At 65.7% G+C, this 24,234-nt stretch carries 22 protein-coding genes; 7 read left to right on the top strand and 15 right to left on the bottom strand.

Annotated elements, in window-relative coordinates; genetic code table 11:
* Window positions 1–10 precede the first annotated feature (10 nt).
* The gene (locus DFR40_RS03770; RefSeq protein WP_121457141.1) at window positions 11–463 is read left to right on the top strand and encodes a MaoC family dehydratase; all 453 of its coding nucleotides are present in this window, start codon (window positions 11–13) and stop codon (window positions 461–463) included.
* Here the strand turns inward: DFR40_RS03770 and DFR40_RS03775 are convergent.
* The 8 genes from DFR40_RS03775 to DFR40_RS17455 all read right to left on the bottom strand — a co-directional run bounded on the left by DFR40_RS03775 (window position 460) and on the right by DFR40_RS17455 (window position 10,487).
* The gene (locus tag DFR40_RS03775; RefSeq protein WP_211329717.1) at window positions 460–3,609 is read right to left on the bottom strand and encodes an error-prone DNA polymerase; all 3,150 of its coding nucleotides are present in this window, start codon (window positions 3,607–3,609) and stop codon (window positions 460–462) included. The genes DFR40_RS03770 and DFR40_RS03775 overlap by 4 nt on opposite strands.
* A gap of 95 nt (window positions 3,610–3,704) precedes the next feature.
* Window positions 3,705–4,406 (bottom strand): hypothetical protein, encoded by a 702-nt coding sequence (locus DFR40_RS03780; protein WP_121457142.1) that lies wholly within the window; start codon window positions 4,404–4,406, stop codon window positions 3,705–3,707.
* Window positions 4,403–5,554 carry a M48 family metallopeptidase gene (locus tag DFR40_RS03785; RefSeq protein WP_121457143.1) on the bottom strand — a complete coding sequence of 384 codons (1,152 nt, stop codon included), beginning with the start codon at window positions 5,552–5,554 and terminating at the stop codon, window positions 4,403–4,405. The genes DFR40_RS03780 and DFR40_RS03785 overlap by 4 nt, the downstream gene beginning before the upstream one ends.
* Window positions 5,551–6,270 carry a DUF4136 domain-containing protein gene (locus DFR40_RS03790; RefSeq protein WP_147431280.1) on the bottom strand — a complete coding sequence of 240 codons (720 nt, stop codon included), beginning with the start codon at window positions 6,268–6,270 and terminating at the stop codon, window positions 5,551–5,553. The genes DFR40_RS03785 and DFR40_RS03790 overlap by 4 nt, the downstream gene beginning before the upstream one ends.
* Before the next feature lie 141 nt (window positions 6,271–6,411).
* Window positions 6,412–7,851, bottom strand: a complete 1,440-nt coding sequence (locus tag DFR40_RS03795; RefSeq protein ID WP_121457145.1) for a Y-family DNA polymerase — start codon at window positions 7,849–7,851, stop codon at window positions 6,412–6,414.
* Window positions 7,784–8,497 carry a translesion DNA synthesis-associated protein ImuA gene (imuA, locus tag DFR40_RS03800; RefSeq protein WP_121457146.1) on the bottom strand — a complete coding sequence of 238 codons (714 nt, stop codon included), beginning with the start codon at window positions 8,495–8,497 and terminating at the stop codon, window positions 7,784–7,786. Before imuA ends, DFR40_RS03795 begins: the two co-directional genes overlap by 68 nt.
* Window positions 8,494–9,099, bottom strand: a complete 606-nt coding sequence (lexA, locus tag DFR40_RS03805) for a transcriptional repressor LexA (RefSeq protein ID WP_028995681.1) — start codon at window positions 9,097–9,099, stop codon at window positions 8,494–8,496. The genes imuA and lexA overlap by 4 nt, the downstream gene beginning before the upstream one ends.
* Window positions 9,100–9,170: 71 nt before the next feature.
* On the bottom strand, window positions 9,171–10,487 hold the full coding sequence (locus tag DFR40_RS17455) for a methyl-accepting chemotaxis protein (protein ID WP_121457147.1): 1,317 nt from the start codon (window positions 10,485–10,487) through the stop codon (window positions 9,171–9,173).
* A gap of 116 nt (window positions 10,488–10,603) precedes the next feature.
* Here DFR40_RS17455 and DFR40_RS03815 point away from each other — a divergent pair, with 116 nt between their 5' ends.
* Window positions 10,604–10,909, top strand: a complete 306-nt coding sequence (locus tag DFR40_RS03815; RefSeq protein WP_121457148.1) for a hypothetical protein — start codon at window positions 10,604–10,606, stop codon at window positions 10,907–10,909.
* On the opposite strand, the gene dgt is transcribed toward DFR40_RS03815, so the two are convergent.
* Together dgt and DFR40_RS03825 are read right to left on the bottom strand one after the other, a co-directional pair.
* Window positions 10,910–12,262 (bottom strand): dGTP triphosphohydrolase, encoded by a 1,353-nt coding sequence (dgt, locus tag DFR40_RS03820; protein WP_121457149.1) that lies wholly within the window; start codon window positions 12,260–12,262, stop codon window positions 10,910–10,912.
* A 37-nt stretch (window positions 12,263–12,299) separates the two neighbouring features.
* Window positions 12,300–12,704: an acyl-CoA thioesterase gene (locus tag DFR40_RS03825; protein WP_121457150.1), complete on the bottom strand. Its 405-nt coding sequence runs from the start codon at window positions 12,702–12,704 to the stop codon at window positions 12,300–12,302.
* 87 nt (window positions 12,705–12,791) lie between these two features.
* Between DFR40_RS03825 and DFR40_RS03830 the strand changes: the two genes are divergently transcribed.
* The 3 genes from DFR40_RS03830 (at window position 12,792) to DFR40_RS03840 (ending at window position 17,103) form a co-directional block, all read left to right on the top strand.
* Window positions 12,792–14,435: an electron transfer flavoprotein-ubiquinone oxidoreductase gene (locus DFR40_RS03830; RefSeq protein WP_121457151.1), complete on the top strand. Its 1,644-nt coding sequence runs from the start codon at window positions 12,792–12,794 to the stop codon at window positions 14,433–14,435.
* Window positions 14,436–14,525: 90 nt separating this feature from the next.
* Window positions 14,526–15,323 carry an enoyl-ACP reductase FabI gene (gene fabI, locus DFR40_RS03835; RefSeq protein ID WP_121457152.1) on the top strand — a complete coding sequence of 266 codons (798 nt, stop codon included), beginning with the start codon at window positions 14,526–14,528 and terminating at the stop codon, window positions 15,321–15,323.
* A gap of 91 nt (window positions 15,324–15,414) precedes the next feature.
* Window positions 15,415–17,103 (top strand): SulP family inorganic anion transporter, encoded by a 1,689-nt coding sequence (locus tag DFR40_RS03840; RefSeq protein WP_121457153.1) that lies wholly within the window; start codon window positions 15,415–15,417, stop codon window positions 17,101–17,103.
* A gap of 52 nt (window positions 17,104–17,155) precedes the next feature.
* On the opposite strand, the gene DFR40_RS03845 is transcribed toward DFR40_RS03840, so the two are convergent.
* Window positions 17,156–19,033 carry a SurA N-terminal domain-containing protein gene (locus tag DFR40_RS03845; RefSeq protein WP_121457154.1) on the bottom strand — a complete coding sequence of 626 codons (1,878 nt, stop codon included), beginning with the start codon at window positions 19,031–19,033 and terminating at the stop codon, window positions 17,156–17,158.
* A gap of 77 nt (window positions 19,034–19,110) precedes the next feature.
* On the bottom strand, window positions 19,111–20,559 hold the full coding sequence (locus DFR40_RS03850; protein WP_121457155.1) for an aminotransferase-like domain-containing protein: 1,449 nt from the start codon (window positions 20,557–20,559) through the stop codon (window positions 19,111–19,113).
* A 146-nt stretch (window positions 20,560–20,705) separates the two neighbouring features.
* Here DFR40_RS03850 and DFR40_RS03855 point away from each other — a divergent pair, with 146 nt between their 5' ends.
* Complete coding sequence (locus DFR40_RS03855; RefSeq protein WP_121457156.1) at window positions 20,706–21,035, top strand: DUF2917 domain-containing protein; 330 nt, start codon at window positions 20,706–20,708, stop codon at window positions 21,033–21,035.
* Between the two features lie 7 nt (window positions 21,036–21,042).
* On the opposite strand, the gene DFR40_RS03860 is transcribed toward DFR40_RS03855, so the two are convergent.
* Window positions 21,043–21,651 (bottom strand): YitT family protein, encoded by a 609-nt coding sequence (locus DFR40_RS03860; protein WP_245985593.1) that lies wholly within the window; start codon window positions 21,649–21,651, stop codon window positions 21,043–21,045.
* Window positions 21,652–21,796: 145 nt separating this feature from the next.
* Between DFR40_RS03860 and DFR40_RS03865 the strand changes: the two genes are divergently transcribed.
* A complete protein-coding gene (locus DFR40_RS03865) occupies window positions 21,797–22,015 on the top strand; it encodes a Nif11-like leader peptide family natural product precursor (RefSeq protein WP_121457157.1) in 219 nt (72 codons plus the stop codon).
* 13 nt (window positions 22,016–22,028) lie between these two features.
* On the opposite strand, the gene DFR40_RS03870 is transcribed toward DFR40_RS03865, so the two are convergent.
* Together DFR40_RS03870 and DFR40_RS03875 are read right to left on the bottom strand one after the other, a co-directional pair.
* Window positions 22,029–23,357, bottom strand: a complete 1,329-nt coding sequence (locus tag DFR40_RS03870) for a malonyl-CoA decarboxylase (RefSeq protein WP_121457158.1) — start codon at window positions 23,355–23,357, stop codon at window positions 22,029–22,031.
* A gap of 64 nt (window positions 23,358–23,421) precedes the next feature.
* Window positions 23,422–24,081 carry a c-type cytochrome gene (locus DFR40_RS03875; RefSeq protein ID WP_121457159.1) on the bottom strand — a complete coding sequence of 220 codons (660 nt, stop codon included), beginning with the start codon at window positions 24,079–24,081 and terminating at the stop codon, window positions 23,422–23,424.
* Window positions 24,082–24,234: the final 153 nt, after the last annotated feature.

Here is a 24,234-nt window from a genome sequence, read left to right on the forward strand (position 1 = left end):
GCGAAACACGATGCACGGAAAATTCCTCGACGACTTCACCCCCGGCCAGACCTTCACCACCGGCGGCATCACGCTGACCGAGGCCGAAATCATCGATTTCGCCTGGCGCTACGATCCCCAGCCCTTCCACCTCGACAGCGGCGCCGCCGAACGCTCGCCCTACGGCGGCCTGATCGCCAGCGGTTTCCAGACGCTGGCGCTGTGTTTCCGGCTGTTCATCCAGCGCGGCGAACTGGCCGAATCCAGCCTCGGCTCGCCGGGCATCGACGAGCTGCGCTGGCTGGCGCCGGTACGCCCGGGCGACACGCTGCACACCTGCATCGAAGTGCTCGAACTGCGCCCGTCGAAATCCAAGCCCGACCGCGGCATCGCCCGCTTCCGCTACCAGGCGGTCAACCAGCGCGGCGAAGCGGTCCTCGGCTTCATCGTCAACCACCTGCTGCTGCGCCGGCCGGCGGCCTAGTGGAAATCGCGGCTGGAGGTCTCCAGCCGCCCCAGCCAGGCCGACAGGTCGACCAGGCGCTGGGCGACCAGATGGACGACGCCGTCGCTCGCCTGCAGCTGTCCATAGACCCCGAGCAGCGGCGCGCTCAGCAGTTCGCGCCGCTGTTTCTCGACCAGCGCCGGCTTGACGACGACGTTGGTCCAGCCGGTTTCATCCTCCAGCGTGACGAAGACGATGCCGGTCGCCGTGCCCGGCCGCTGACGGCCGGTGACGATGCCGGCAACGCGGACCAGCGCGCGGTCGCCGCGTTGCGCCAGTTCACCGGCACTGAGGAAGCGCCGCGCTGCGAGATGTTCGCGCAGCAGGGTCAGCGGGTGCGGGCGCAGGCTGTGGCCGAGCTGGCGGTAATCGGCGACCAGGTTGTCGGCCAGCGTCGGCGCCGCCAGCTCGACCGCTGCTTCCGGTGCCGGCAGGCCGGCGAAGAGGTCGCCCTGCACCGCCCGCCGGCCGCTGTCGGCGACCTGCCAGGCGGCCTGGCGGCGATGGCCGGCGAGGCTGCGCAAGGCATCGGCGGCGGCGAGCAGGTCGAGTTCGCGCCTGCCCAGGGCGCAGCGCGCGGCGAGGTCGGCAACATCGGAAAATGGCCGGATCTGACGGTCGACCGCAATATTCAAGGCAATTTCACGGCGCAGCCCCTTGATCTCGCGCAGGCCGAGGCGCACCGCGCCACCCTCGTCGATACGGCTGTCCCAGTCGCTGGCCGTGACATCGGCCGGCAGCACGCTGACGCCGTGGCGGCGGGCGTCCTGGATCAGCATCGACGGCGAGTAGAAGCCCATCGGCTGGCTGTTGAGCAGGCCGCAGAGGAAGGCTGCCGGATGATGGCGCTTGATCCAGGCCGAGGCATAGACCAGCAGCGCGAAGCTGGCGGCGTGCGATTCGGGGAAGCCGTATTCGCCGAAGCCCTGGATCTGGGCGACGATACGCTCGATGAAGGCGGCCGGCACGCCGTTGCGCGCCATGCCGGCGCGCAGCTTGTCCTGGTAGCGGGCGAGATTGCCTTTACGCCGCCAGGCCGCCATCGCCCGCCGCAATTCGTCGGCCTCGCCGGGCGTGAAGCCGGCGGCGACGATGGCCAGTTGCATCACCTGTTCCTGGAAGATCGGCACGCCGCAGGTGCGCGCCAGCACCGCGTCGATGGCCGGCGTGATCTGCTCGATACGCTCCTTGCCCTGGCGCCGTTTCAGGTAGGGATGGACCATGTCGCCCTGGATCGGCCCGGGGCGCACCAGCGAGACCTCGATCACCAGGTCGTAGTAGTTGCGCGGTTTCAGGCGCGGCAGCATGCTCATCTGCGCCCGCGATTCGACCTGGAAGACGCCCATGCTGTCGGCGCGGCCGAGCATGTCGTAGGTCGCCGCGTCGCCTTCGGGGATTTCGCTCAAATTCTGCGGTCGACCGCAAGATTCGCCAATAATCGCCAGCATCCGGCGCAGCGCCGACAGCATGCCGAGCGCCAGCACGTCGACCTTCATCAACCCAACCGCATCGAGGTCATCCTTGTCCCACTGGATCACCGTGCGCTCGGCCATCGCCGTATTCTCGACCGGTACCAGCCGCGCCAGCGGCCCGCGCGACATGACGAAGCCGCCGACGTGCTGGGTCAGGTGGCGGGGAAAGCCGCGCAACTGCTCGGCCAGCCACAGCCACTTGGCGACGCGCGGCGACGCCGGGTCCAGCCCCTGCTCGGCGAAGCGTTCCGGCATCTGCTCGCGTTTGTCCCACCAGGCGAGCGAGGCGGTCAGCGCGTCGATGCGGGCGATGTCGAAGCCGAGCGCGCGGCCGGCGTCGCGCAGCGCGCCCTTGGTCCGGTAAGTGATGACGGCGGCGGCCAGCGCCGTGCGCTCGCGGCCGTATTTTTCGTAGATGTAGGCGATGACCTCGTCACGCCGCTCGTGCTCGAAATCGACATCGATGTCGGGCGGCTCGCCGCGCTCCTTGGAGACGAAGCGCTCGAACAGCATCGCCGAGCGCGCCGGGTCGACCTCGGTGACGCCGAGCGCGAAACAGACCGTCGAGTTCGCCGCCGACCCGCGCCCCTGGCAGAGGATGCCGGCGCCGCGGGCGAAGCAGACGATGTCGTAGACGGTCAGGAAATAGGCTTCGTAGCTCAACTCCGCAATCAGTCGCAGTTCGTGTTCGATGCGCTCGCGCACCGCGTCCGGCACGCCCGCCGGATAGCGCCGGCGCAGCCCGGCCTCGGTTTCGTGGCGCAGCCAGGAGGTCGGCGTGTGGCCGGCGGGGACGATTTCCTCCGGGTATTCGTAGCGCAACTCGTCGAGCGAAAACGTGCATTTTTCCGCGATGCGCAGTGTCTCGGCCAGCAGTTCGGGCGGATACAGCCGTGCCAGCCGCAGACGCGAGCGCAGGTGGCGCTCGCCGTTCGGGAACAGCGCGTGGCCGGCGTCGAACACCGAGGTCTTCAGGCGCAGCGCGGTCAGCACATCCTGCACCGGCCGCCGCGCCCGCACATGCATGTGCACGTCGCCGGCCGCCACCAGCGGCAGGCCGCAGGCGGCGCCGAGCGCCTGCAGGTCGGCGAGCCTGGCCGCGTCGTCCGGGCCGGCGTGCAGTTCGACAGCGATCCAGCAACGCCCGGGAAAACGTTCGGCCAGCCAGCGCCCGTCGGCGACCGAGGGCGTCGCCTCGGGCACCCATAGCACCAGGCAGTCGGGCAGCGCGCCGTTCGGCGAGATGGCGTTCAGGTCATGGCGCTGCAGCGTGTAGGCGCCCTTCTCCGCCCGCCGCCGGGCAAGCGTGATCAGCGCCGACAGGTTGCCGTAACCCTCCCGGTTCTGCGCCAGAAAGACCAGTTTCAGGCCGTCGACCGTGCGCATCTCGCTGCCGATCAACAGGCGCGGCATTTTTGCCCCGTTTTCACGGTCGACCGTCAAATCCGCCGATTTTTCCAGCGCCCGGAACGCCTGATGCACGCGCACCACGCCGGCCAGCGAGCACTCGTCGGTCAGCGCCAGCGCCGCATAGCCCTGCGCCACCGCCTGCGCCGCCAGTTCCTCCGGGTGCGAGGCACCGCGCAGGAAGCTGAAGTTGGACAGGCAGTGCAGCTCGGCGTAGTCGGGAAGGGTGTGAGCTTGATGCAGCAATGAACACCAGAACAACTGTATTTAAAACCAGTTATTCTAGATCACTCACGCCGCCCCGACGACTCCTTGGGGGACGAGCCAATCGAGATGAACTGCTACTTGGGCTCCGGAATCGCCACCGCTCGAGCAGCAGTCGATACGGCAGGGAGACGCTGTCCAGGCATGCCAATGCTGACTCGTACAGGCGGCGGCAATATGGCAACCGGTGCCGCGGCGCCAACCGGCGGGCTGATCAGAGCCGAATGAGCGATCGCCTCAACACGAGCCTGATGCCGAGGGAAAAAAGTCAACGCCGGGGCAACATACACCAGAGCAAAAAGCTCCCCATCATCGACTGCACCGTAACCGAAGCCCAACTGGCGCAGGTTATCGTTCCGGCGAATCCGCTCGAACTCGAACAGGAAACCTTTCCTGCCAGCAAAACTGCTCGGTTCGATGCGCAGCAACTTGAACACCGAATCGTCCCGGGTCATCACACTTTCGAACATCGAAACGATTTTTTCAGTCGGCATGTCGCGACGGAACACCACGTTCTGTTTCTTCGTTTGTGCGGCATTATCAGGATGCATCACCTGCCCATCCTTGATGCCGGCATAGATGATCAATTCGTCGACGGTGATCCCCTCCATTGTCCATAGCTGCCCCGGCTTTATGCCAGGAAAATCAACATGGTTCCAGGGCCCCTCAAGCTGCATGGAAAAGCGTTCGCCAACCTTGTTGGTGCCCGTTTCCACCTTGCGGACGCTACCGCAACCGGCAAGCACCACGACGGCTACCATGACAATGAGATACTTCATGCTGACTCCAGATAGGATCTAATCAAACCGGCATCGGGCGCGCCGGGAGAAAGTTCGAGATACCGACGAAAAGCCTGCGCCGCTTCCGAATTTCGATGACGCTGGCGCTCGATCAAGCCGATACCCCGGTAAGCCTTGGCAAGTGGAGCGCCATCCCGAGTCGCCAGTCGGTAGTCGGAAAGCGCCCGCTCGTCATCGCCATCAGCACCACGCAAGCGGTAGGCTTCCGCCCGATAACACTGCATCAAGCCAGCTACCGGCGAGGCCACCATCAGGCGACTGAACAAGGCAACACTCTCAGAAAACTGATGTCGCTTGACTTCATCCTCACACCAGTCATCGAGAAAGGGCGATACCCGGGTGAGATAGCTTTCCGTGCCGGCGCTGCCACCCGGTAACAGGGCGGCAATTGCGGACAGGGAATCCCGCCGCTCGGGTGTGGGTGGATGTGTGGCAAACAAGGGACTGACCGTGGCACCATCCCCGTCACGAGCACGCATTTCCTGGAGCATGCCATCCCAGACCTTGGCTGACTCTTCGACGCTGTAGCCAGCGCGATGCATCAGAACAGCACCGATCCTGTCAGCTTCACGCTCATGGTCACGCTGATAGGCAAATGCGGTCGCGTTCAGGGCCACCTGGCCGACCAGACCGGCAATCCCGAATAGACCAAGCACCTGGCCCAAGGCGGCCTTGTCACGGATATCACGCAAGCGCGCCAGCGAATGCCGCTGCAGGTAATGCCCCACCTCATGTCCAATGACAGCTGCCAACTGGGCTTCGTTGGCCACCCTCAGCAGCAAACCGGACCAGATCTGCATGGAGCCGTTAGGTGCCATGCTGGCATTGAACTGGGGAGTGCGCACAAGATAAACGCGAATATCCCCGCAATGCTCGCCCGCTAGGCTGCAAGCCAGCGACTGGATGTAGCGGTTGAGTTGTTCGTCGCGCAGGAGAAGCCCACTGCGACGCAGGTTTTTTTCTTCCCGGTCCATCATTGCCCAAAGGCCGCCTTCATCGCTTGCTGCATCTGGGCGGGCCAGACGCTCAGGCGGCGCATAATCAAGGTCACCTTGGGCCAGTAAGCCGCCAGCCGCCAGACTGGCGCAGACGGCACAACCCATGTGCAACCACTGACGACGCTTCATCGTGCAGCCACGGCAGGAAAATCATTTAACAGGGCATTAACGGTTTCAGTAGCCGGCGCCTGCTCGCGCAAGTCCCCTGTCCCCCGCAGCAAGCGGTTGAACCAGAGAACCTGGCCGTTTTTGAGATCAACCAGTGATGCATAGCCGACCTGTATTCCACCGCTGATACCGATACCCAGCAAAGCCATTGCGAACATTGCTGCCTTGCGTTCACTACTGGCATAACTGTCACGAAACCATACGAACAACGCATAATCTGCCCCGTGTTTCTGACGAATCGGGGTGACAGCATCTCCCAGTGACCAGTCCATTTGATCGTTCTTGGTTGGCAACTTGAGGTTTCCACCAGACAGGTGATGCAGAGCTATCGACTGAGCAACTGCGGCATGCAGGGCGCTGATCTCGGCAAACGCATCGCCATCCTCCTCGGGCAAAAACTGGACTTTCAGTTGAGAACCTGTCATCCGCGTCTGTAGCGAAGCCTGGAGGTGTCGCTGGGCAGATTCCGTCCAGTCCGCTTTCGGCTCGATCACGCCACCGGCCGATATTGAATAAAGCTCAACATCGGGCGTCATCACTAGAATGCTGGCCTCCTTGGCCAAATCGGAAAACCCTGGAGCACGATTTTTCGATTGCGCTAATGCGGGCGATAGCACTGCGGGCAAGGCTGAAAACAAAAAAAAGACAACAAGGTAACGCCGGATCAGAAGGGACATTACGACTCCAGAAATATTGTTCCACGTCATAATTATGCCCTTGAGATTTCCAAAAGAACAACGCCTCGGTGCAACAAAGCACTGCCACAAGGGTTTTCAGCAAAATGACAAACAGTATCGAGCGCAGGTTACATCCAGGACTCAGGCGAACAGGCCGTGCAGGAACCAGCCCTGCGCGTCGCGAAAGATCCACGCCCACTGCCCTTCGCCGGTACGGGCGACGAAGTAGTCGCGGCGCAGGTCGCCGACGGCAGACTGCTCACCGCTGTCCCACCAGCCGCTTTCCAGCCGTTCGCCGCGGGTGACGAGTTGCAGCGGACCGTGCCAGTGCGGGCCGTCGACACGTTCGGCCAGCGGCTGCGGTGCCGGCAGCAGCCAGAGCGGGCGCGGCTTGCCGAATGTTGCGGTCGACGCGGTTTTGGCGGCAAAAATGCCGGCCGGGTCGTCGCTACGGCTGGCGCATTCCGGCCGGTGGTCGGCATGCAGCGCCAGGCTGCGCACGGCGTCGTCGCCGAGCCGGGCGCGCAGGCGTTCGATGCAGGCGGCCGCACCCTCGCCCTGCACCGCCTGCTCGAACAGGCCAGCGCTGGCGTCGGGCCGGGCGACGAGCTCGTCGGCCATCAGGCTGAGTGCCTCGACCGGCGCCACCAACTGCAGGCGACTCAGATGCTCGCGCAACAGGCGCATGAAGCGGCCTTCGTCGGCGCAGGGTTCGCCGAAACGCAGCGGCAGCGCGCTGCTCGAGCCGTCGTCGTGAGTCAGCTGCAGCGTGCCGACGCGCAGCAGCGACTGGCGCACCTGCAGCCAGCCGGCCAGCGCGGCAAACAGACGCTGCGCGGCGAAGGCCAGACCTTCGGCGAATTCGACGCGCGACGGCAGTTCCAGCCCGGCGGCGAAACGCTCGGGAAAGACGAAGGCGCGCTGCGGATCGGGCAGTTCGCCGCAGGCGCGCAGCAGGTCGTCGACCGGGCCGTTGCCGATCCGCCGGCGCAAGCCGCCGGCCGGCTGTGCGCTCAGTTCGCCGAGACGACGCAGGCCGAAAGCGTCGAGCCGGGCGACGACCTCGGCCGGCCAGTCGGGTACGGCACACGGTAAATCGGCCAGCGCCGCCTGCAGCGCGGCCAGGCTCTCGTAGCAGGCCGCCGCGCCGGCACGCGCCAGCCAGCGGGCGCCGAGCGGCGTCGGTGCGACCGCCCAGTCCACACTCCAACCCTGTATCCGGCAGCCATCAAGCACGGCCGCGACAATCGCTTCGATACCGCCGAACAGCCGGCGACAGCCGCCGATTTCGAGCAACAGCCCGGCCGGCGGCGCCAGGCTGACGGTCGGCGTGAAACGCCCGGACCAGCAGGCAAGATCGGCGAGCGCCCGGGCTTCGCGTGCCGGATCGCGCTCGCAGGCGCGCAGCCCGGGCAGCAGGCCGAGTGCGGTCGACAGCTTGTGGCCGGGCAAAATGCCGGCCGCTGCGGCAACAGGATCGGCGGCCAGAACCCGGCCGCGCGCCGTGACGACGCTAGGCGACTGCCGCAGCGGCAGTGCTTCCAGCGTCAGCTGCGGAAAATGCAGGGCCAGCCACAACACGTGTTTTCCTTCCCGGTCGGGGGATCTCGACCTGCAACAGACGCGACGCCGGCCGGCCGCGCCGCTTGAGGATGCGCAGCGCCAGCCGGTCGGCACCGGCGGCCAGCGTCAGACGCAAAGGTGCCGGCGACGGGGTTGCAGCGTCCACGGTCGACCGCCACAAAACGGCAAAAACCGACTGCCCTTCGGCCGCCACCTGCAGGCGGCGCAGCGCCCGGGCATCGATGCTGGCGTCCGGCCAGGCGAGCAGCCCGGCGAAGCCGCCGCATCTGAGCAATTGCTCGACACACCAGGCCAACTGCTTGCCCGGCCGGATCACCAGCAGGCGCTCCGGCGCCACGCCGGCCGCGGCCCAGGCCGGCGCATGCGGCAGCCAGGGCGGTGCAACCAGGGCCAGGCAACCGCCCTCGCCCGACAAGCGGGCCAGCGCCGGCAGCAGCAGGCTGATTTCGCCGATGCCGCCACGGTCAACCAGGATTTCGGTGAGATTGCCGCGCGGCCAGCCGCCGCCCGGCAGTTCGGCGTCGAGTTCGGCGTAACCGCTGGCGATGGTGCCGGCCGCCAGGCCGGGCAAGGCATCGCCGCGCCAGATGTCGCCGCGCGCCAGGACCGCCGCCAAACTCACCGGCGACGGCTGCGCGCTCATGAGAGTTTCGAAATGGCTCCGCGGATCAGCCCGACAGCGACACCCTCGATGGCGAATTCAACTTCGCCCGGGTTGATCACGATGGGCTCGAAATCCGGGTTTTCGGCGATCAGGCGGATCTGGTTCTTGCCGCGTTCCAGGCGCTTGACGGTGACTTCCTCGTCGATGCGGGCGACGACGATCTCGCCGTCGCGCGCCTGATTCGTCTTATGCACGGCGATCAGGTCGCCGTCGAAGATGCCGGCGTCGATCATCGACAGGCCGCGCACCTTGAGCAGAAAATCGGCGCGCGGATTGAACAGGCCGGCGTCGAAGTTGTAACGCCCCTGCACGTTCTCGACGGCGAGGATGGGCGAGCCGGCGGCGACGCTGCCGATCAGCGGCAGGCCGAGTTGCTCGACCAGGCGGATGCCGCGCGCCGAGCCGGGTTCGAGGTTGATCGCGCCCTTCTTGGCCAGTGCCTTGAGGTGGTCTTCGGCAGCGTTGGCCGAGGCGAAGCCGAAAGCGGTGGCGATTTCGGCGCGGGTCGGCGGCGCCCCGAGCACCTCGACGGTGTTCTTGATGAAATCGAGGATTTCCTGCTGACGCGGGGTGAGTTTCATGACGGGGCTCCGGCAGTTTCCGATGCCTGTATTTTTGTACAGTTACCGGAAATTGGCAAGCCCGGCGTCGGTCAATCCTGGATCGTGCTGGAAAACGCCTGGACGACGTCGACCACCCGGGTCGCCCCGTCGCGCATCTGCTTGATCGCCGCGCCGGCGCTGTTGGCCAGTTCGACGCCGGCGCGCACCTCGGCCAGGCCGTTGTTCATGCTCGCCGTCACCGAGCCGGTTTCCTGCTGGATGGTGCGGATCATCGTGCCGATCTCGCCGGTCGACTTGCCGGTGCGCTCGGCCAGCTTGCGCACCTCGTCGGCGACGACGGCAAAGCCGCGCCCGGACTCGCCGGCGCGCGCCGCCTCGATCGCCGCGTTGAGGGCCAGCAGGTTGGTCTGGTCGGCAATCTCGCGAATCGTATCGACGATCGACGAAATGCCTGCCGTCTGCTCGCCGAGGACCGCGACCAGCGCCGCCGATTCGTCGACGATGCCGGCGATGCGCTGCATCTTGTCCACGGTATCGAGAATGATGCCTTCGCCGGACTGCGAGATTTCGCGGGTTGCCAGCGCCACCTGGTAGGCGGTCTCGGCGCCTTCGCGCTCGGCCAGGTTGCGGCGCACGCGCTCGCTGATGTCGGTGGCGAACTTGACCACCTTGACAACCTGGCCATCCGGCCCGAATACCGGGTTGTAGCTGGCTTCGAGCCAGATCTCGCGCCCCTGGCGATCGAGCCGCGCGTACTGGCCGGTACAGAATTCGCCGCGCGCCAGGCGGGCCCAGAACTGGGCATATTCCGGGCTGCGCGCCAGGCTGTCGGCGCAGAAGATGCGGTGATGCCGGCCGACGACTTCGCTCGCCGCGTAGCCCATGGTCCGGCAGAAATTGTCGTTGGCGCGCAGGATCGTGCCGTCGGTGCGGAACTCGATGACCGCCATCGAACGCTCGATCGCCTCGACCAGCGCCCGCTGGCTGGCGGCTTCGAGCACCTGCTGGCTGACATCGGTGGCGAACTTGATCACCCTGGTCACCTGCCCGGCGGCATCGCGGACCGGGTTGTAGGTCGCCTCCAGCCAGATCTCGCGGCCGTCGCGGTGACGCCGGCTGATCGTCCCGCGCGAGAATTCGCCGCGCCGCAACGCCGCCCAGAAAGCCGCGTACTCAGGTCCGGCGGCATATGCCGGAGCGCACAGACTGCGATGGTGCTGCCCCTTGAGCTCGGCCAGCGTGTAGCCCATCGTCCGGCAGAAATTCTCGTTGGCGTCGATGACGATCCCCTCGGGCGTCAACTCGATCACCGCCATCGACTGCCCGAGCGCAGCCTGCACCGCCCGGCACTCGCTCAGAGCGGCTTCCAGTTCGCTGACCTGCTGCCGATACTTGCTGCCGAACATGCCAAATCCTCGAATTAATTAATTTGCGAAATACTACCAAAATTAATAAGCAAACGGCGTTTTTTGTCGTCCTGAAAATCGGCTACCATCCACCGTCGACCGCAACAGGACCGCCCATGAAACTCCAGCACCTCGCCATCGGCGACCGCTTCGAATACGCAGGGAAAATCTTCGTCAAGACCGGCCCGCTCACCGCTTCCTCGGACCAGGGCGGCCAGCAGGTCATTCCCCGTTACGCCGTGCTCAAGCCGCTCGACCAACCGCTGCCGGAAAGCCGGGCCAGCACCCGCGACAAGGTGAACAAGGCCGCCGTGCTGGCCGCCTTCGACCGTTTCTACCGGACCAGCGAACGGCTGTGCGACGCCGCCGGCCACGCCGAACTGGCGCGTGCGCGCAGCGAATTCATCGCCCTCTTCGACTGATCAGGTCGGCAGGTCGTAGCCTTTGAGCTTGCGATACATGTCGACGGCGTAGGAGTCGGTCATCCCGGCAACGAAATCGGCCACCTGAAGCAGGCGCACGTAAGGATCGGCATCGGGCTGGCCGCCGTGACCAAGAAATTGCGTCGGCAGCAACTTGAGCAGCATCCGCTCGCGCGTCGTCACCCGCGTCCCGGGAACCCGCGCGGCGGCCTCGACGGCATTGGTGAACAAGCCGAGCAAGGCACCGAGGACCTCGAAGCCGGCGGTCTCGATCTCGAGCGCCGGGCGCGCCGTGTAGATCGTTTCCTTGGCCATCTTCAGCACCGCCTGCAACGGCACGCCGACCGGCGAGGCGGCGAGCAGCTCGTCGTCGAAACTGCCGTCGAGGATGGCCGCCTCGTTCTCCAGGAAAACCCCGGCGGCACTTTCGAGCAGCCGGCCGATCGCCTTGGCGCGCAGATACTCGAGGCGCTCCTTGGGATCGTGCAGGCGCTCCAGGCGGCCGCCGTTGATGGTGTTGCCGGCGAGATCGGCAAGCAGGCACTCGGCATCGCGGTAAGGCACGAAACCGAGCCGGGCAGCGTCCTCCATGTCGACGATCAGGTAGCAGGTGTCGTCGGCGACCTCGACCAGGAAAGCCAGTGGATGGCGGCGCCAGGCCTGGCCGGGAAGGCGTTCGACCAGTCCGGTCGAGCGGGCGACGCGGGCGAAGTTGTCGGCATCGTGCTGGAAGAAGCCGAACTTCTTGCCGCTTTTTCCCGGTAAATCGACGTCGACCGTGGACGGTCGCGGATACTTGGTGAAAGTCGCCAGGACCGCGCTGGTCAGCTGCAGGCCGCCCGGGTTGGCCGGGCTCTGCAGCCGCGAGACGATGCGGAAGCCCTGGGCGTTGCCCTCGTATTTCTCGAAGTCGGCGCGCTGCGCCGGGCTGAAGGCATGACGTTCGAGCAACCCGGAGCTGCGGAACCATTCGCGGATCGCATCCTCGCCGGCGTGGCCGAAGGGCGGGTTGCCGATGTCGTGGGCCAGGCAGGCGGCGGCGACGATCGCCCCGAAGTCGCCCGACTCGACGTCCTTCAACCCGTGCCGGGCGATGATCTCGCGACCGACGACGGCGCCCAGCGAGCGGCCGACGCAGCTGGCCTCCAGACTGTGCGTCAGGCGGGTACGCACGTAATCGCTCTTCGACAGCGGGAAAACCTGGGTCTTGTCCTTCAGCCGGCGAAAGGCCGAGGTGAACACGATACGGTCGTAATCCTGCTGGAAAGCCGTGCGCTCGGCCGTGCCCGGCGCCTTGCCGGCGCCCAGGCGCTCGCTCGACAGCAGTTTTTCCCAGATCTTCTTCTTGCCCATGTGCGTTCCGCCGGTGCTTTTGCAATGGGCGCCGAGTTTACTCCGCTTCCAGCGCTGCCCGCACGTGATCCGGCAAAGGCACCGACTTGCCGGTGCGGGTGTCCATCCAGACAACCTTGGCCGAACCTTCGGCGTACAGCTCACCATCGACCAGCAGGTCGACGTAGGTCTGGCAGCTGGAGCGGCCGACCGCACCAACGTAGGTGCGGACCTCGACGGTTCCCGGATAGGTCATCGGCCGCAGGAAGGTGCATGCGGTGTTGATGATCACCGGCCCGTCGCCGCCGGGGCGGACGACGACCTGCTCCTGTTCCAGCCACTCGACGCGTGCCTGTTCCATGTAGCGGAAATAGACGGTGTTGTTGACGTGCCCGTAAGCATCCATGTCGCCCCAGCGGATCGGCATGCGGGCGGTGTGCAGCAGTTTTTTTCGATGGTCCATCAAACGATCGTTTGAAAAAGGGTTGGTGACGGTTTACCATACTGTAACGTATTGAAGAAAACGGCAACAACAAACGGAGGAGACATCATGGAACGCGAAGCCATGGAATTCGATGCGGTCGTCGTCGGCGGTGGTCCCGCCGGCCTGGCCGCCGCCATTCGCCTGAAGCAACTGGCGGCGGCAAGCAATCAGGAAATCGCCGTCTGCCTGATCGAGAAAGGCGCCGAGATCGGCGCGCACATCCTCTCCGGCGCGGTGATGGACCCACGCGCCCTCGACGAACTGCTGCCCGACTGGAAAACGACCGGTGCGCCGCTCAACGCCCCGGTCAGCGAGGATCGCTTCCTTATCCTCTCGGAAACCGGCGCGACGCGGGTACCGAACGCCCTGCTCCCCGGCTGTTTCCACAACGAGGGCAATTACGTCATCTCGCTCGGCAACGTCTGCCGCTGGCTGGGCGAACAGGCTGAGGCGCTCGGCGTCGAGATCTATCCCGGCTTTGCCGGCAGCGAAGTGCTGTTCGACGAGAACGGCGCGGTCAAAGGTGTCGCCACCGGTGACATGGGCCGCCTGCACGACGGTTCGGAAGGCCCGAACTTCCAGCCGGGCATGGAACTGCATGGCAAATACACCTTCTTTGCCGAAGGCTGCCGCGGCCACCTCGGCAAGCAGCTGATCGCGCATTTCGCGCTCGACCGCGATGCCGACCCGCAAACCTACGGCATCGGCCTCAAGGAACTCTGGGAAATCGACCCGGCCAGGCACCAGCCGGGACTGGTCGTCCACAGCGGCGGCTGGCCGATGCAGCCCGACACTTATGGCGGCGGTTTCCTCTATCACCTGGAGAACAACCAGATCGCGGTCGGCTTCGTTGTCGGTCTCGGCTACGCCAACCCGCATCTTTCGCCCTACGAGGAATTCCAGCGCTACAAGACGCATCCGGAAATCCGCAAGTTCCTCGAAGGCGGCAAGCGCATCGCCTACGGCGCCCGCGCGCTCACCGCCGGCGGCCTGCAGTCGCTGCCGGAAACGGTGTTTCCCGGCGGCGTCCTGGTCGGCGACGATGCCGGCTTCCTCAACGCCGCGCGCATCAAGGGTTCGCACTGCGCGATCAAGACCGGGTCGCTGGCCGCCGAAGCCTGCTTTGCGGCGCTCGGCGCCGGTCGCCAGCGCGACAGCCTGACGGCTTATCCGCAAGCTTTCAGGGAGAGCTGGCTGTACGACGAACTGCACCGCGCCCGCAATTTCAAGCCGTGGATGAGCAAGGGCCTGTGGCTCGGCTCGCTGATGTTCGGTATCGACCAGGTGCTGCTGCGCGGCAAGGCCCCATGGACGCTGCGCCACGGCAGCCCCGACCACGCCAAGCTGAAGCCGGCCGCCGACTGCCCGCGCATCGACTACCCGAAGCCCGACGGCGTGCTCAGCTTCGACCGCCTGTCCTCGGTCTTCCTGTCCAGCACCAATCACGAGGAAGACCAGCCCTGCCACCTGCAGCTCAAGGATGCGTCGGTGCCCGTCGCCATCAACCTGGCGACCTACGACGCGCCCGAGCAGCGCTACTGCCCGGCCGGCGTCTACGAAATCCTGCACGACGCCGGCGGTGAGCCGCGCCTGCAGATCAATGCGCAGAACTGCTTGCACTGCAAGACCTGCGACATCAAGGACCCGACGCAGAACATCACCTGGGTGACGCCGCAGGGCGGCGAAGGCCCGACCTATCCGAACATGTAGCGAACACCGTAAACCGCCGGCGGTGACGTCACGAACGGCGGTTTACCGGTTTATAATCTCGCGCCTGAACCCCTAAGGGAGAATAAACACATGGGCTTTCTCGCCGACAAGAAGATTCTGATCACCGGTCTGCTCTCCAAGCATTCCATCGCTTACGGCATCGCCAAGGCCTGCCATCGCGAAGGTGCGCAGCTGGCTTTCACCTATCAGAACGAACGTTTCGAAGACCGCATCAAGAAATTCGCCGCCGAATTCGACAGCGACATCACCATTCCGCTCGACGTCACCAGCGACGAGCAGATCACCAACCTCTTCGTCGAACTCGGCAAGCGCTGGGACGGCCTCGACGGGCTGGTGCATTCGATCGCCTACGCGCCGACCGAGGCGATCGAGGGTGACTTCCTCGAAGGCATCACCCGCGACGCCTTCCGCATCGCCCACGAGATTTCCTCGTACAGCTACCCGGCGCTGGTCAAGGCCGCCCGGCCGATGATGCGCGGCCGCAAGAGCTCGGCGCTGGCGCTGTCCTATCTGGGCGCCGAACGGACCATGCCGAACTACAACACCATGGGCCTGGCCAAGGCCAGCCTCGAGGCCGCCACGCGTTACCTGGCTTTCTGCCTCGGCCCCGAAGGCATCCGCGCCAACGCCATCTCGGCCGGTCCGATCAAGACCCTGGCCGCTTCCGGCATCGGCAACTTCGGCAAGCTGCTCGCCTACAACTCGCACAACGCGCCGCTGCGCCGTAACGTGACCATAGAGGAAGTCGGCAATGCCGCCGCCTTCATGCTCTCCGACCTGGCCAGCGGCATCACCGGCGAAATCACCTACGTCGATGGCGGCATGAACACCGTCGCCCTGGGCAACGCCGAACCGCTGCCGGCCTGAACGATCTTGCGGTCAACCCGCAAAAACACCCCAAAACGCCGACCCGGCCTTGCCCGGTCGGCGTTTTTCATTGCCCCGGCGGCGCCCTGAGATGCGCCTGCTGCCATCCTGGGCCTCGCCCTACCCGCGCCACCACCTGACCAGCGACCTGCTCGCCGGAATCATCGTCACCATCCTGGTCATCCCGCAGAGCCTGGCCTACGCGCTGCTCGCCGGATTGCCGCCGCAGGCCGGGCTGTATGTCGCCATCCTGCCGGCGATCGCCTACGCGCTGTTCGGCAGCAGCATGGTTCAGGCAGTCGGCCCGGTGGCGATCACCTCGATCATGACCTGGTCGGTACTGACCCCGATCGCTGCACCCGGCTCGCCCGAATACCTGGCACTGGCGGCCGCGCTGGCACTCGGTTCGGGCTTGCTGCTGCTGGCCTGCGGCCTGCTCCGCCTCGGCTTCCTGGCACAATTGCTGAGCCGGCCGGTGATCGCCGGCTTCATCGCCGGTTCGGCAGTGCTGATCGTGCTCAGCCAGCTGAAGTACCTGTTTGCCGTGCACCCGGCCGGCAGCGACGCCTGGCGCGTGATCGCCGCGTTGCTCGCCGGCGGACGTCTCGGCGTCGACACGGCGATCGGGGTGGCGGCAATTGCCGTACTCGCCTTCGCCCGCCTGGGATTGACCGGCCTGCTCGGGAAAACCGGCCTGAAGCCGGCGTCGACGGCATTCATCGTCCGCCTGGCGCCGCTTTTCGTCGTCCTTGCCGGTACTGCGCTGGTCGTCGCCCAGGACCTCGACCTGCGCCACGGCGTTGCCGTCGTCGGCCAGGTCGCCGCCGGCCTGCCCGGGCTGGCGCTGCCGCTGCCCGATGCCGGCCAGTGGCGCCAGCTGGCCTTGCCTATCGTGCTGATGGCACTGATCGGCATGGTTCAGAACATTTCGATGGCGCAGGCACTGGCCATCCGGCGGCGCGAAAGGATTAACGCCAACGCCGAGTTGGTCGGCCTCGGCGCTGCCAACCTGGTCGCGGCCTGCAGCGGCGGCATGCCGGTCGGTGGCGGTGTCTCGCGCTCCGCGGTCAACGTTGCCGCCGGCGCACAAACGCCGCTCGCCGGCATCGTCTCGGCCTGCGCCATGCTCGCCGTGGTCGCCGGTGCCGCGCCGCTGTTCGCCCGCCTGCCGCTGGCCGTGCTGGCGGCCAGCATCATCGTTGCCGCGTTGAGCATGATCGACCTGCGCGCCCTGCGCCAGGCCTGGGATTACGACCGTGCCGACGGCATCGCCGCCCTCGGTACCGCCGTCGGCGTCTTCCTGCTCGGCATCGAGGCCGGCATCGGCCTGGGGATCCTGTTCTCGCTGGCGACCCTGCTCTATCGCGCGAGCACGCCGCACATCGCGGTCATCGGCCGGATTCCGGGCAGCGAGCATTTCCGCAACGTCGACCGCCACGCCGTCGAAACCCTGCCCGAAGCCCTCTTCCTGCGCATCGACGAAAGCCTGTTCTTCGGCAACCTCGGCGCTGTCGAGGCACGCCTCGCCGGCGAACTCGAGAAAGCCCCGGCCACCCGTGACGTGGTCCTGATCATGAGCGCAGTAAACCGCATCGACGCAACCGCCGCCGAAGTCCTCGGCGACCTCAACCGCGACCTCGGCGCCCGCGCCATCCGCCTGCACCTGGCCGAGATCAAGGGACCGGTGCACGACCGCCTCGGGCGCACCCCGCTGCTCGCCGAACTGTCCGGCGAAGTCTTCCTCTCGGTCAACGACGCCTACCGCGCACTGGTCCGTTGACGAAAAAAAGGCGAGGTCGCAACCCCGCCCTTTTCAAGCCTATGCATCAGCCTTAGCGTTCGCTGGCGGTCAGCGCCTTCTCGTTGATTTCAACCTTGTAGCGGGCACGCAGGGCACTCAGGTAGATTTCCAGCTCCTCCTGGGCAGCCAGCGAGCGCAGCTGGCCGATCAGGCCCTGGCGGCGGACGTCGTCGAGCTTGTCGCCGGCACCGACCTTGTTCAGGCGGTACAGCGCGTAGCCGCTGCCCGGCAGTTCGACGCCGGTATAGGCAGGCAGCTTGCCGGCATTCATCCGGAACACCGGCTGCAGCGCGGCCGGCGGCAGCTGGCGGGCATCCATCCGCGAGACGCGCTTGACGCCACCCCAGGCAAGCTTGTCGTCACCACTCTTGAGCGCGGCCAGACGGGCTTCGCCATCGGCCTTGGCCAGTTTCTGGGCTTCCTGGCTGGCGAGCATCTTCTCGATCGTCGGCTGCAGCGACTCGAAAGGCTGCAGTGCAGCCGGCTTGTACTCGACGATGCGGGCCGAGACCAGGGTATTCGGGGCGATCTCGACGGCCTCGGTGTTGCGCTTGCTCTTGACTGACTCTTCCGAGAACAGCGCCTCGATCAGCTTGGCATTGCCGAGCGGACCATTGGCCGGGTTGGCCTGGCGGCCGAGCCAGCCGCTCTGCTCGATCTTCAGCTTGAACTGGTCGGCAGCCGGCTGGAGGCTGTCGGACTGCTCATAGACCAGGTTGCTGAAGGCTTCGGCAGCTTCGGCAAACTTGCGCGCGGCCGCCGCTGCCTTGAGTTCGCTCTCGATCTCGCCGCGCACCTCGGCCAGCGGCTTTTCCTTGGCAGCACGGACGGTTGCCAGGCGGATGATGTGGAAGCCGAAATCGGACTCGACGATGCCCGAGGTCTCGCCTTCCTTCATGCCGAAGGCGGCGTCCTCGAACGGCTTGACCATCATGCCGCGGCCGAAGAAACCGAGATCACCGCCCTGCGCCGCCGAACCCGGGTCATCGGAATACTTCCTGGCCAGCTCGCCGAACGCGGCCGGCTTCTTCTGCACTTCTGCCAGCACTTCCTCGGCCTTGGCCCGGGCCTTGTCCTTGCCGAGCTTTTCCGAGGCGATCAGGATGTGGCTGGCGCGCCGCTCTTCCGGCTGCTGGTAGCGATCCTTGTGGCCGTCGTACCAGGCCTTGATTTCGCTGTCGGCGACCTTGACCTCGACCGAATTCTGCGCCAGGACCACGTATTCGACGCGGGCCTGGTCGGGGGTTTCGAACTGCTTGCTGTTGTCGTCGTAGAACTTGCGGGCGGCACCGTCGGCAAGCTTGACCTTGCCCAGGTAATCGGCAGTTGCCAGCAGGACTTCCTGGACTTCGCGCTGCTCGGTCTGCAGAGCCAGGATGCGCTCGCTGACGGTGGTCGACAGCGTGCCGGTGCGGGCGATGGTGCCGGCCAGCTGCTGCAGCGTCAGGTCCTGGCGCACCTGCGCCTCGAAACCGGCGGGCGACATGCCCTGGGAACGCAGCACGGCTTCATAGCGCTCCTGCGAGAACTTGCCATCCTGCTGGAAGGCCTCGATCGAGGCGATCGCATTGACCACCGCGTCGTTGCCGGCGAACAGGCGGCGCTTGCCGGCTTCGAGCACGAGCAGGCGCTGGTCGACCAGGTCGTTGAGGATGGCCTTGCGGAACTCGGGATTGTCGAGCATCTTCGGATCGACCTGGCCGAGCTGGGCGCGCAGGCGCTCCTGCTGCTCGCGCAGCGACTGCTGGAATTCCTGCTGACTGATCTTGATGTTGCCGACCTTGGCGACGTCGGCACCGGCGCCGCCGCCATTGACGTAGGAATCGAGGCCGAAGAAGGCGAAAGGAAGCGCGATCAGCACCAGGAATACCTGGACGATCTTCTTGTTGTTGCGGACTGCGTCGAACATGAGCAGAAAATCCTTCGGATGCGTTCAGAACGGCAAGCCGGGGCTTGCCCAAAAAGGGGCAATGATACCGTAGTTGCTCATCCCCTGCCCGCCTGCGGCGTGCCTTCGCCACCGCCGAAAATGCGGCCGAGGCGGCGGATTGCGTCGTCGATTTCCGGCGTGTGCGGATTGCCGCAGTTGAGGCGCAGACAGTTGCGGTACATCCCGCTCGGCGAAAACAGCTCGCCCGGCACGTAGGAAAGCCCCTCACGCAGCGCCCGGGCGTGCATCTGGGTGGTGTCGATGTGCTCCGGCAGCTCGATCCACAGCACATAACCGGCCTGCGGCTGGGCAATCCGGGTCGACGCCGGAAAATAGCGCGACACCGCGGCCCGCATCGCATCGACCTGGTTGCGGTAGGTCCGCCGCAAATGCCGCAGGTGGCGGTCGATGGCGCCGGATTCGAGGTATTCGGCCAGCACCATCTGGGTCAGCGGATTGGTACCGCCGCTGGTGATCGTCTTCTGCAACGCGACGGCGGCGCGATGGCGGCCGGCGGCGACGAAGCCGATGCGCAGTGAAGGCGACAGGCACTTCGAGAAAGAGGCGCAGAGCATGACGTTGCCGGCGCTGTCGAAGGCCTTGACCGGCCACGGGCGGCTATCGCCGAAATAGAGATCGCCGTAGATGTCATCCTCGATCACCGGGATGCCGCGACTGGCGGTCAACGCCGCCAGGCGGCGTTTTTTGTCGTCGGGCATCAGGCTGCCGAGCGGATTGCTGCCGTTGGCGACGAGCAGGCAGGCCGCGACACCACCGTTGCGGGTTGCCAGTTCGAGCGCTTCGATCGACATCCCGGTGCGAGGATCGCAGGGAATCTCCAGCGCTTTCAGGCCGAGCGTCTCGAGCAGCTGGAGCATCAGGTAGTAGGCCGGCGACTCGACGGCAACCGTATCGCCCGGCCGGGTTACTGCGCGCAGGCAGAGATTGAGCGCCTCGGTGCAGGAGTTGGTAATGACGAATTCCTCGGCCGGCAGGGGCGCCCCCCAGGACAGCGAGCGCCGGACCAGTTGGCGGACCAGCGGCGGCAGGTCCATGTGCACATGGCTGCCGGTTTCGAGCAGCTGCGGGTGGCGCCGGGCGACACCGCTGTAGAGCCGGTGCAGAGCCGCGATCGGCAGCAGCTCGTTGGCCGGCAACGCCGCCGACAAGGGCGCGACACCGGGCTGAGCGCCGGCCTGCAGGACATGCACCAGACGCTCGGAAATATCCACCGGCATCGGCGCATCCGGGGTCGAGCGCGCCTGCGGCTCGCTGCGCACGGTCGCCGCCGGACGGACGAAATAGCCGGACTGCGGCCGCGCCTCGACCAGGCCACGCCCCTCCAGCTGGCGCAGCGCCTGCACCACCGTGGATACCGACAGCCGGCGCTCCTGGGCCAATTGCCGTACCGACGGCAGGCGATCGCCCTGGGCGAGCACGCCGCCGCTGATCATGGTCGCCAGTTCGCCGGCGAGTTTCTCGTAACGAAGCGGTTCTACGGACATTTCACACCGATACAGTGGTCGTCGAATTCAAGCAGCACAGTTAGAAATTGGCAGGACTGTGTTGATCACAATTTTGTTTTTGTGTGACTGTATCATTGATCGTGCCGCGCCTAAACTGTGCCTGCATTGTGAAAGGAGATGCAGCGATGAAGATCGATCTGGGCAACAGGGAACTCTACTTGCGGGAACACTGCCCGTTGCGCCTGTCGGACGCACCGGGAATTTCGGTGCGCTGTACCAAGGGCGTGCTCTGGCTGACGGTCACCGGCGATGCCGGCGACATCATTCTGGCCAGCGGCGAAACCCACCGCATCCGCGGCAACGGTCGTATCGTCATCGAAAGCGTCGGCGGCGACGCCCGCCTGCGCTTCGAGCGCAGCGCCAGCGAACGCCTGCTGCGTGCCCTGGCCTGGCTGGCTGACAAGCTGCGGGCGCAGGCCGGCAAGCTGGTTGCCAACGGCCGCCTGACCGCCTGAGCCGGACTCAGGTGGCGAGGTAGCGGCCAGCCTTGTGGTTGGCCGCGAGCACCAGATTCAGGGCCAAGGCGCCGACGATAGACAGCACCACCGTCAGCGGATCGCGGATGACCAGCCCGGCGAGCAGGATCAGCGCGTCCGCCGCCATCTGCACCTTGCCCGCCGACCAGCCGCGGGTGTTCTGCAGGTACAGCGCGAGCACCCCGAGACCGCCGAGGCTGGCCTTGTGGCGGACGATCATCAGCAGTCCGACGCCGATCAGGAAACCGCCCATCACAGCCGCGAACAGCCGGTCGACGGCCTGCAGCGCGATCACTTCCGGCAACAGGGCGGTGTATAGCGAGAGCAGACCGACACAGATGAAGGTCTTGACCGTGAACACCATGCCCATCGCCCGCCAGGAAAAAACGTAGAACGGCAGGTTGACCAGGAAGACCACCCAGGCCATCGGCCAGCCCTGCAGGTAATGAACCAGGAAGGCCAGGCCGACGGTGCCGCCGGTCAGCAGGCCGGCGTGCTGGAACAGCAACACCGCGAAGGCGACGAACATCGGCGCCACCAGCAGCGCCTGGGCGTCTTCAAACAAACTGTGTCGGGTTACTTGTTCCTGCTTCACGGCATCCTCCAGGCCGCCATTGTGGCCGATTTGGCCCCGGAATTGCTTCCTGGCAGAAATCTGCCCGTTCACCGCGCTTCTTTGTCAGCTCTCCGACAAGCCGGCGGGCGTCCACATTTTCCCAACCCGACCAGGAGTCACCACGATGTCGATCGTCCCGATCAAGGCCTTTTCCGACAAAGCCCGCAACGACGCAGCGCTCGCCGAGCAACTGCGCGCCTGCCAGAAAATCAAGGAACTGCGCGCGCTGGCGCAGGAGCACGGTTTCACGATCGAGGAAAACTCGCTCTACCCGCCCAACGAACCACAGTTCACCGAGGAGCAGTTGTCCGAACGGCTGATCAAGGCGCTGCTGCGCGTCTGAGCGCCGATCCGGCTCATTCGTGCCGGGCCTGCCGCCGGATCGCCGACGACATCGCGATCCGGCCACTTCCGGCAAAGGCTTCGAGATTGCCTTCGAGGTCGTCGAGTTCGTAGCGGTAATTGACCATCAGGCCGAACGACTGGGCAAAACCCTTGGCCGAATTGTCGGCCAGATAGTTCAGGCGCTCGATGCGGGCGCCGTTGCCGAGATGGAAGCGCGCCACCGGATCGTAAGGCGGCCCGCCATCCTGATTGCCGCGCTTGGCCGTCGCCAGGTAGCGTGCGGCCAGCCGCGTCAGCGGCTCGCGCAGCTGGCGGGCAATCTCGCGGTCCTGCGCCCAGGTGCCGTCGGCCAGCTGGGCCAGCGAAAAATCGATGCCGGCCTCGCCCAGGGCCTGCGGATGATGGCGCAGCCAGCTGGCCAATGCCGGAATCGGCGACAGCGTCGCAAACTTGTCGAGCTTGGGAAAATCGCGCCGGAGATCGTCGATGACGCGCTTGAGCAGGAAGTTGCCGAAGGAAACGCCGCGCAGGCCGACCTGGGTGCTCGAGATCGAATAGAAGATCGCGGTGTCGGCCTTGCGGTGGTCGAACAGCGGCGCATGCACGTCGAGCAGCTCCTGGACATTGTCGGCCAGGTGATCGGTCAGCGCGACTTCGACGAAGATCAGCGGCTCCGCCGGCATGCGCGGATGGAAGAAGGCGTAGAGCCGGCGGTCGGAATCGAGGCGATTCTTGAGGTCGGTCCATGACTGGATCTCATGCACTGCCTCGTACTCGATCAGCTTTTCGAGCAGCGCCGCCGGCGAGTTCCAGGTCAGCCGCTGCAACTCGAGGAAGCCGACATCGAACCAGGCATTCAGGCGCGACTCCAGCTCACGGTCGAGGACCGCCAGTTCGCGGTCTTCCTGGAGATAGCGCAGGAGGTCGGCGCGCAGGTCGACGAGGAACTTGACGCCCTGCGGGATGGCGTTGAACTGCGTCATGATGCGGATGCGTGCCGAGCGCATCGCCCCGCGCAAGGCTGCTTCCGCCTTCCACTGCCCGGGCGTGCCGACGGCGGCCTGGTACTCGGCATGGGCAGCGGCGACACGGGCCGGATCGGGGCCGAACTCGAGGGCGATCAGCTTGAGGAACTGCAGGCGACCGCCGTCGTCGAGCCCGAGATAGGTTTCCGCCAGCTTTGCCGCCCGCGTGCGCGCCGAAACGTCGCCGCCGATTCCATCGGCGCATTCGCGCAACTGTCCGCGCAGACGCTCGAGACCGCGCGCGGACAAGCTGCTGCGCGGCTTGTCGGTGGCAATCAGCGAACGCAGCTTGCCGACCAGGCTGTCGTTGGTCATGGGCACATCCTCCTTCTCCGGCATTCTGCCCGAGAAGGTCTGCGGCGTCAGTCCCGGCGGCCGTTCAATCGGCGTTCTGCAGGGTCGTCAGGTAGGCAAGGACATTGCGGATCTCGTCCTCGGAAACCTGGTAGAGGATGCCTTCGCTGGCCGTCTCGTCCTCGTGCGGGCGCTCGCCGCGGCGATAGGCGTCGATCTGCTTCTTCAGGTAATTGGTGTACTGGCCGACCAGCATCGGGAACATCCCCCGCCCCTTGCCCTGGCGGCCATGGCAGCCGCCGCAGTGTTCCTGGTAGACCTTGCCGCCGGCAGCGACGTCGCCCTCGGCCCGGGGCACGATCATCACCTTCTCGACCATGTTCAGCCGGGTCAGCGCGTCCTCGTCGCCGTTGAAGGTCGGCATCCTGGTCGGCAGTTCGACCGTTTCCAGCCAGGCGGCGACCAGCTTCATGTCCTCCTCGGGCAACTCGCGCTCCTTGGTGTAGGGGAACATCGGCAGATTGAGGCGATGCTGGCTCTGGAAGTTCTTCAGCTGCTCGTAGGTATAGCGCGCATGCTGGCCGGCAATGCGCGGGTATTCGCCCTTCTTGCCGCCGGCGCCGAACTGCCCGTGGCAGGCAGCGCAGGGGCCGTAGATTTCCTTGGCCTTATCGACGTCGATCTCGGCCCGCAGCGCCCCGGAAAAACCGGCAATAACCACAAGCAAGCAACTGATTTTATTCATTAAACAGAACTCCGGACAGGAGGCGCGGATTATAGCCAGCCGCTCCCGCAGCCGTGATTGATCTCGATCAAAACGGCGGATTCGCCGTCCTGGCGGGATTTGCACGCTTCCTGTCGGGCCCTGCAATCGCCGCCGGCAAGGCGGCGGCCTATC

The organism is Azonexus fungiphilus (genome assembly GCF_003634965.1).
In the GTDB taxonomy this organism is placed as follows: Bacteria; Pseudomonadota; Gammaproteobacteria; order Burkholderiales; family Rhodocyclaceae; genus Azonexus; species Azonexus fungiphilus.

Coding starts and splice junctions, on each gene's coding strand:
- DFR40_RS03770 (WP_121457141.1), top strand. CDS start 11: ATGCACGGAAAATTCCTCGACGACTTCACCCCCGGCCAGACCTTCACC.
- DFR40_RS03780 (WP_121457142.1), bottom strand. CDS start 4,406: ATGAAGTATCTCATTGTCATGGTAGCCGTCGTGGTGCTTGCCGGTTGC.
- DFR40_RS03785 (WP_121457143.1), bottom strand. CDS start 5,554: ATGAAGCGTCGTCAGTGGTTGCACATGGGTTGTGCCGTCTGCGCCAGT.
- DFR40_RS03790 (WP_147431280.1), bottom strand. CDS start 6,270: ATGTCCCTTCTGATCCGGCGTTACCTTGTTGTCTTTTTTTTGTTTTCA.
- imuA (WP_121457146.1), bottom strand. CDS start 8,497: ATGAGCGCGCAGCCGTCGCCGGTGAGTTTGGCGGCGGTCCTGGCGCGC.
- lexA (WP_028995681.1), bottom strand. CDS start 9,099: ATGAAACTCACCCCGCGTCAGCAGGAAATCCTCGATTTCATCAAGAAC.
- DFR40_RS17455 (WP_121457147.1), bottom strand. CDS start 10,487: ATGTTCGGCAGCAAGTATCGGCAGCAGGTCAGCGAACTGGAAGCCGCT.
- DFR40_RS03815 (WP_121457148.1), top strand. CDS start 10,604: ATGAAACTCCAGCACCTCGCCATCGGCGACCGCTTCGAATACGCAGGG.
- dgt (WP_121457149.1), bottom strand. CDS start 12,262: ATGGGCAAGAAGAAGATCTGGGAAAAACTGCTGTCGAGCGAGCGCCTG.
- DFR40_RS03825 (WP_121457150.1), bottom strand. CDS start 12,704: ATGGACCATCGAAAAAAACTGCTGCACACCGCCCGCATGCCGATCCGC.
- DFR40_RS03830 (WP_121457151.1), top strand. CDS start 12,792: ATGGAACGCGAAGCCATGGAATTCGATGCGGTCGTCGTCGGCGGTGGT.
- fabI (WP_121457152.1), top strand. CDS start 14,526: ATGGGCTTTCTCGCCGACAAGAAGATTCTGATCACCGGTCTGCTCTCC.
- DFR40_RS03840 (WP_121457153.1), top strand. CDS start 15,415: ATGCGCCTGCTGCCATCCTGGGCCTCGCCCTACCCGCGCCACCACCTG.
- DFR40_RS03845 (WP_121457154.1), bottom strand. CDS start 19,033: ATGTTCGACGCAGTCCGCAACAACAAGAAGATCGTCCAGGTATTCCTG.
- DFR40_RS03850 (WP_121457155.1), bottom strand. CDS start 20,559: ATGTCCGTAGAACCGCTTCGTTACGAGAAACTCGCCGGCGAACTGGCG.
- DFR40_RS03855 (WP_121457156.1), top strand. CDS start 20,706: ATGAAGATCGATCTGGGCAACAGGGAACTCTACTTGCGGGAACACTGC.
- DFR40_RS03865 (WP_121457157.1), top strand. CDS start 21,797: ATGTCGATCGTCCCGATCAAGGCCTTTTCCGACAAAGCCCGCAACGAC.
- DFR40_RS03870 (WP_121457158.1), bottom strand. CDS start 23,357: ATGACCAACGACAGCCTGGTCGGCAAGCTGCGTTCGCTGATTGCCACC.
- DFR40_RS03875 (WP_121457159.1), bottom strand. CDS start 24,081: ATGAATAAAATCAGTTGCTTGCTTGTGGTTATTGCCGGTTTTTCCGGG.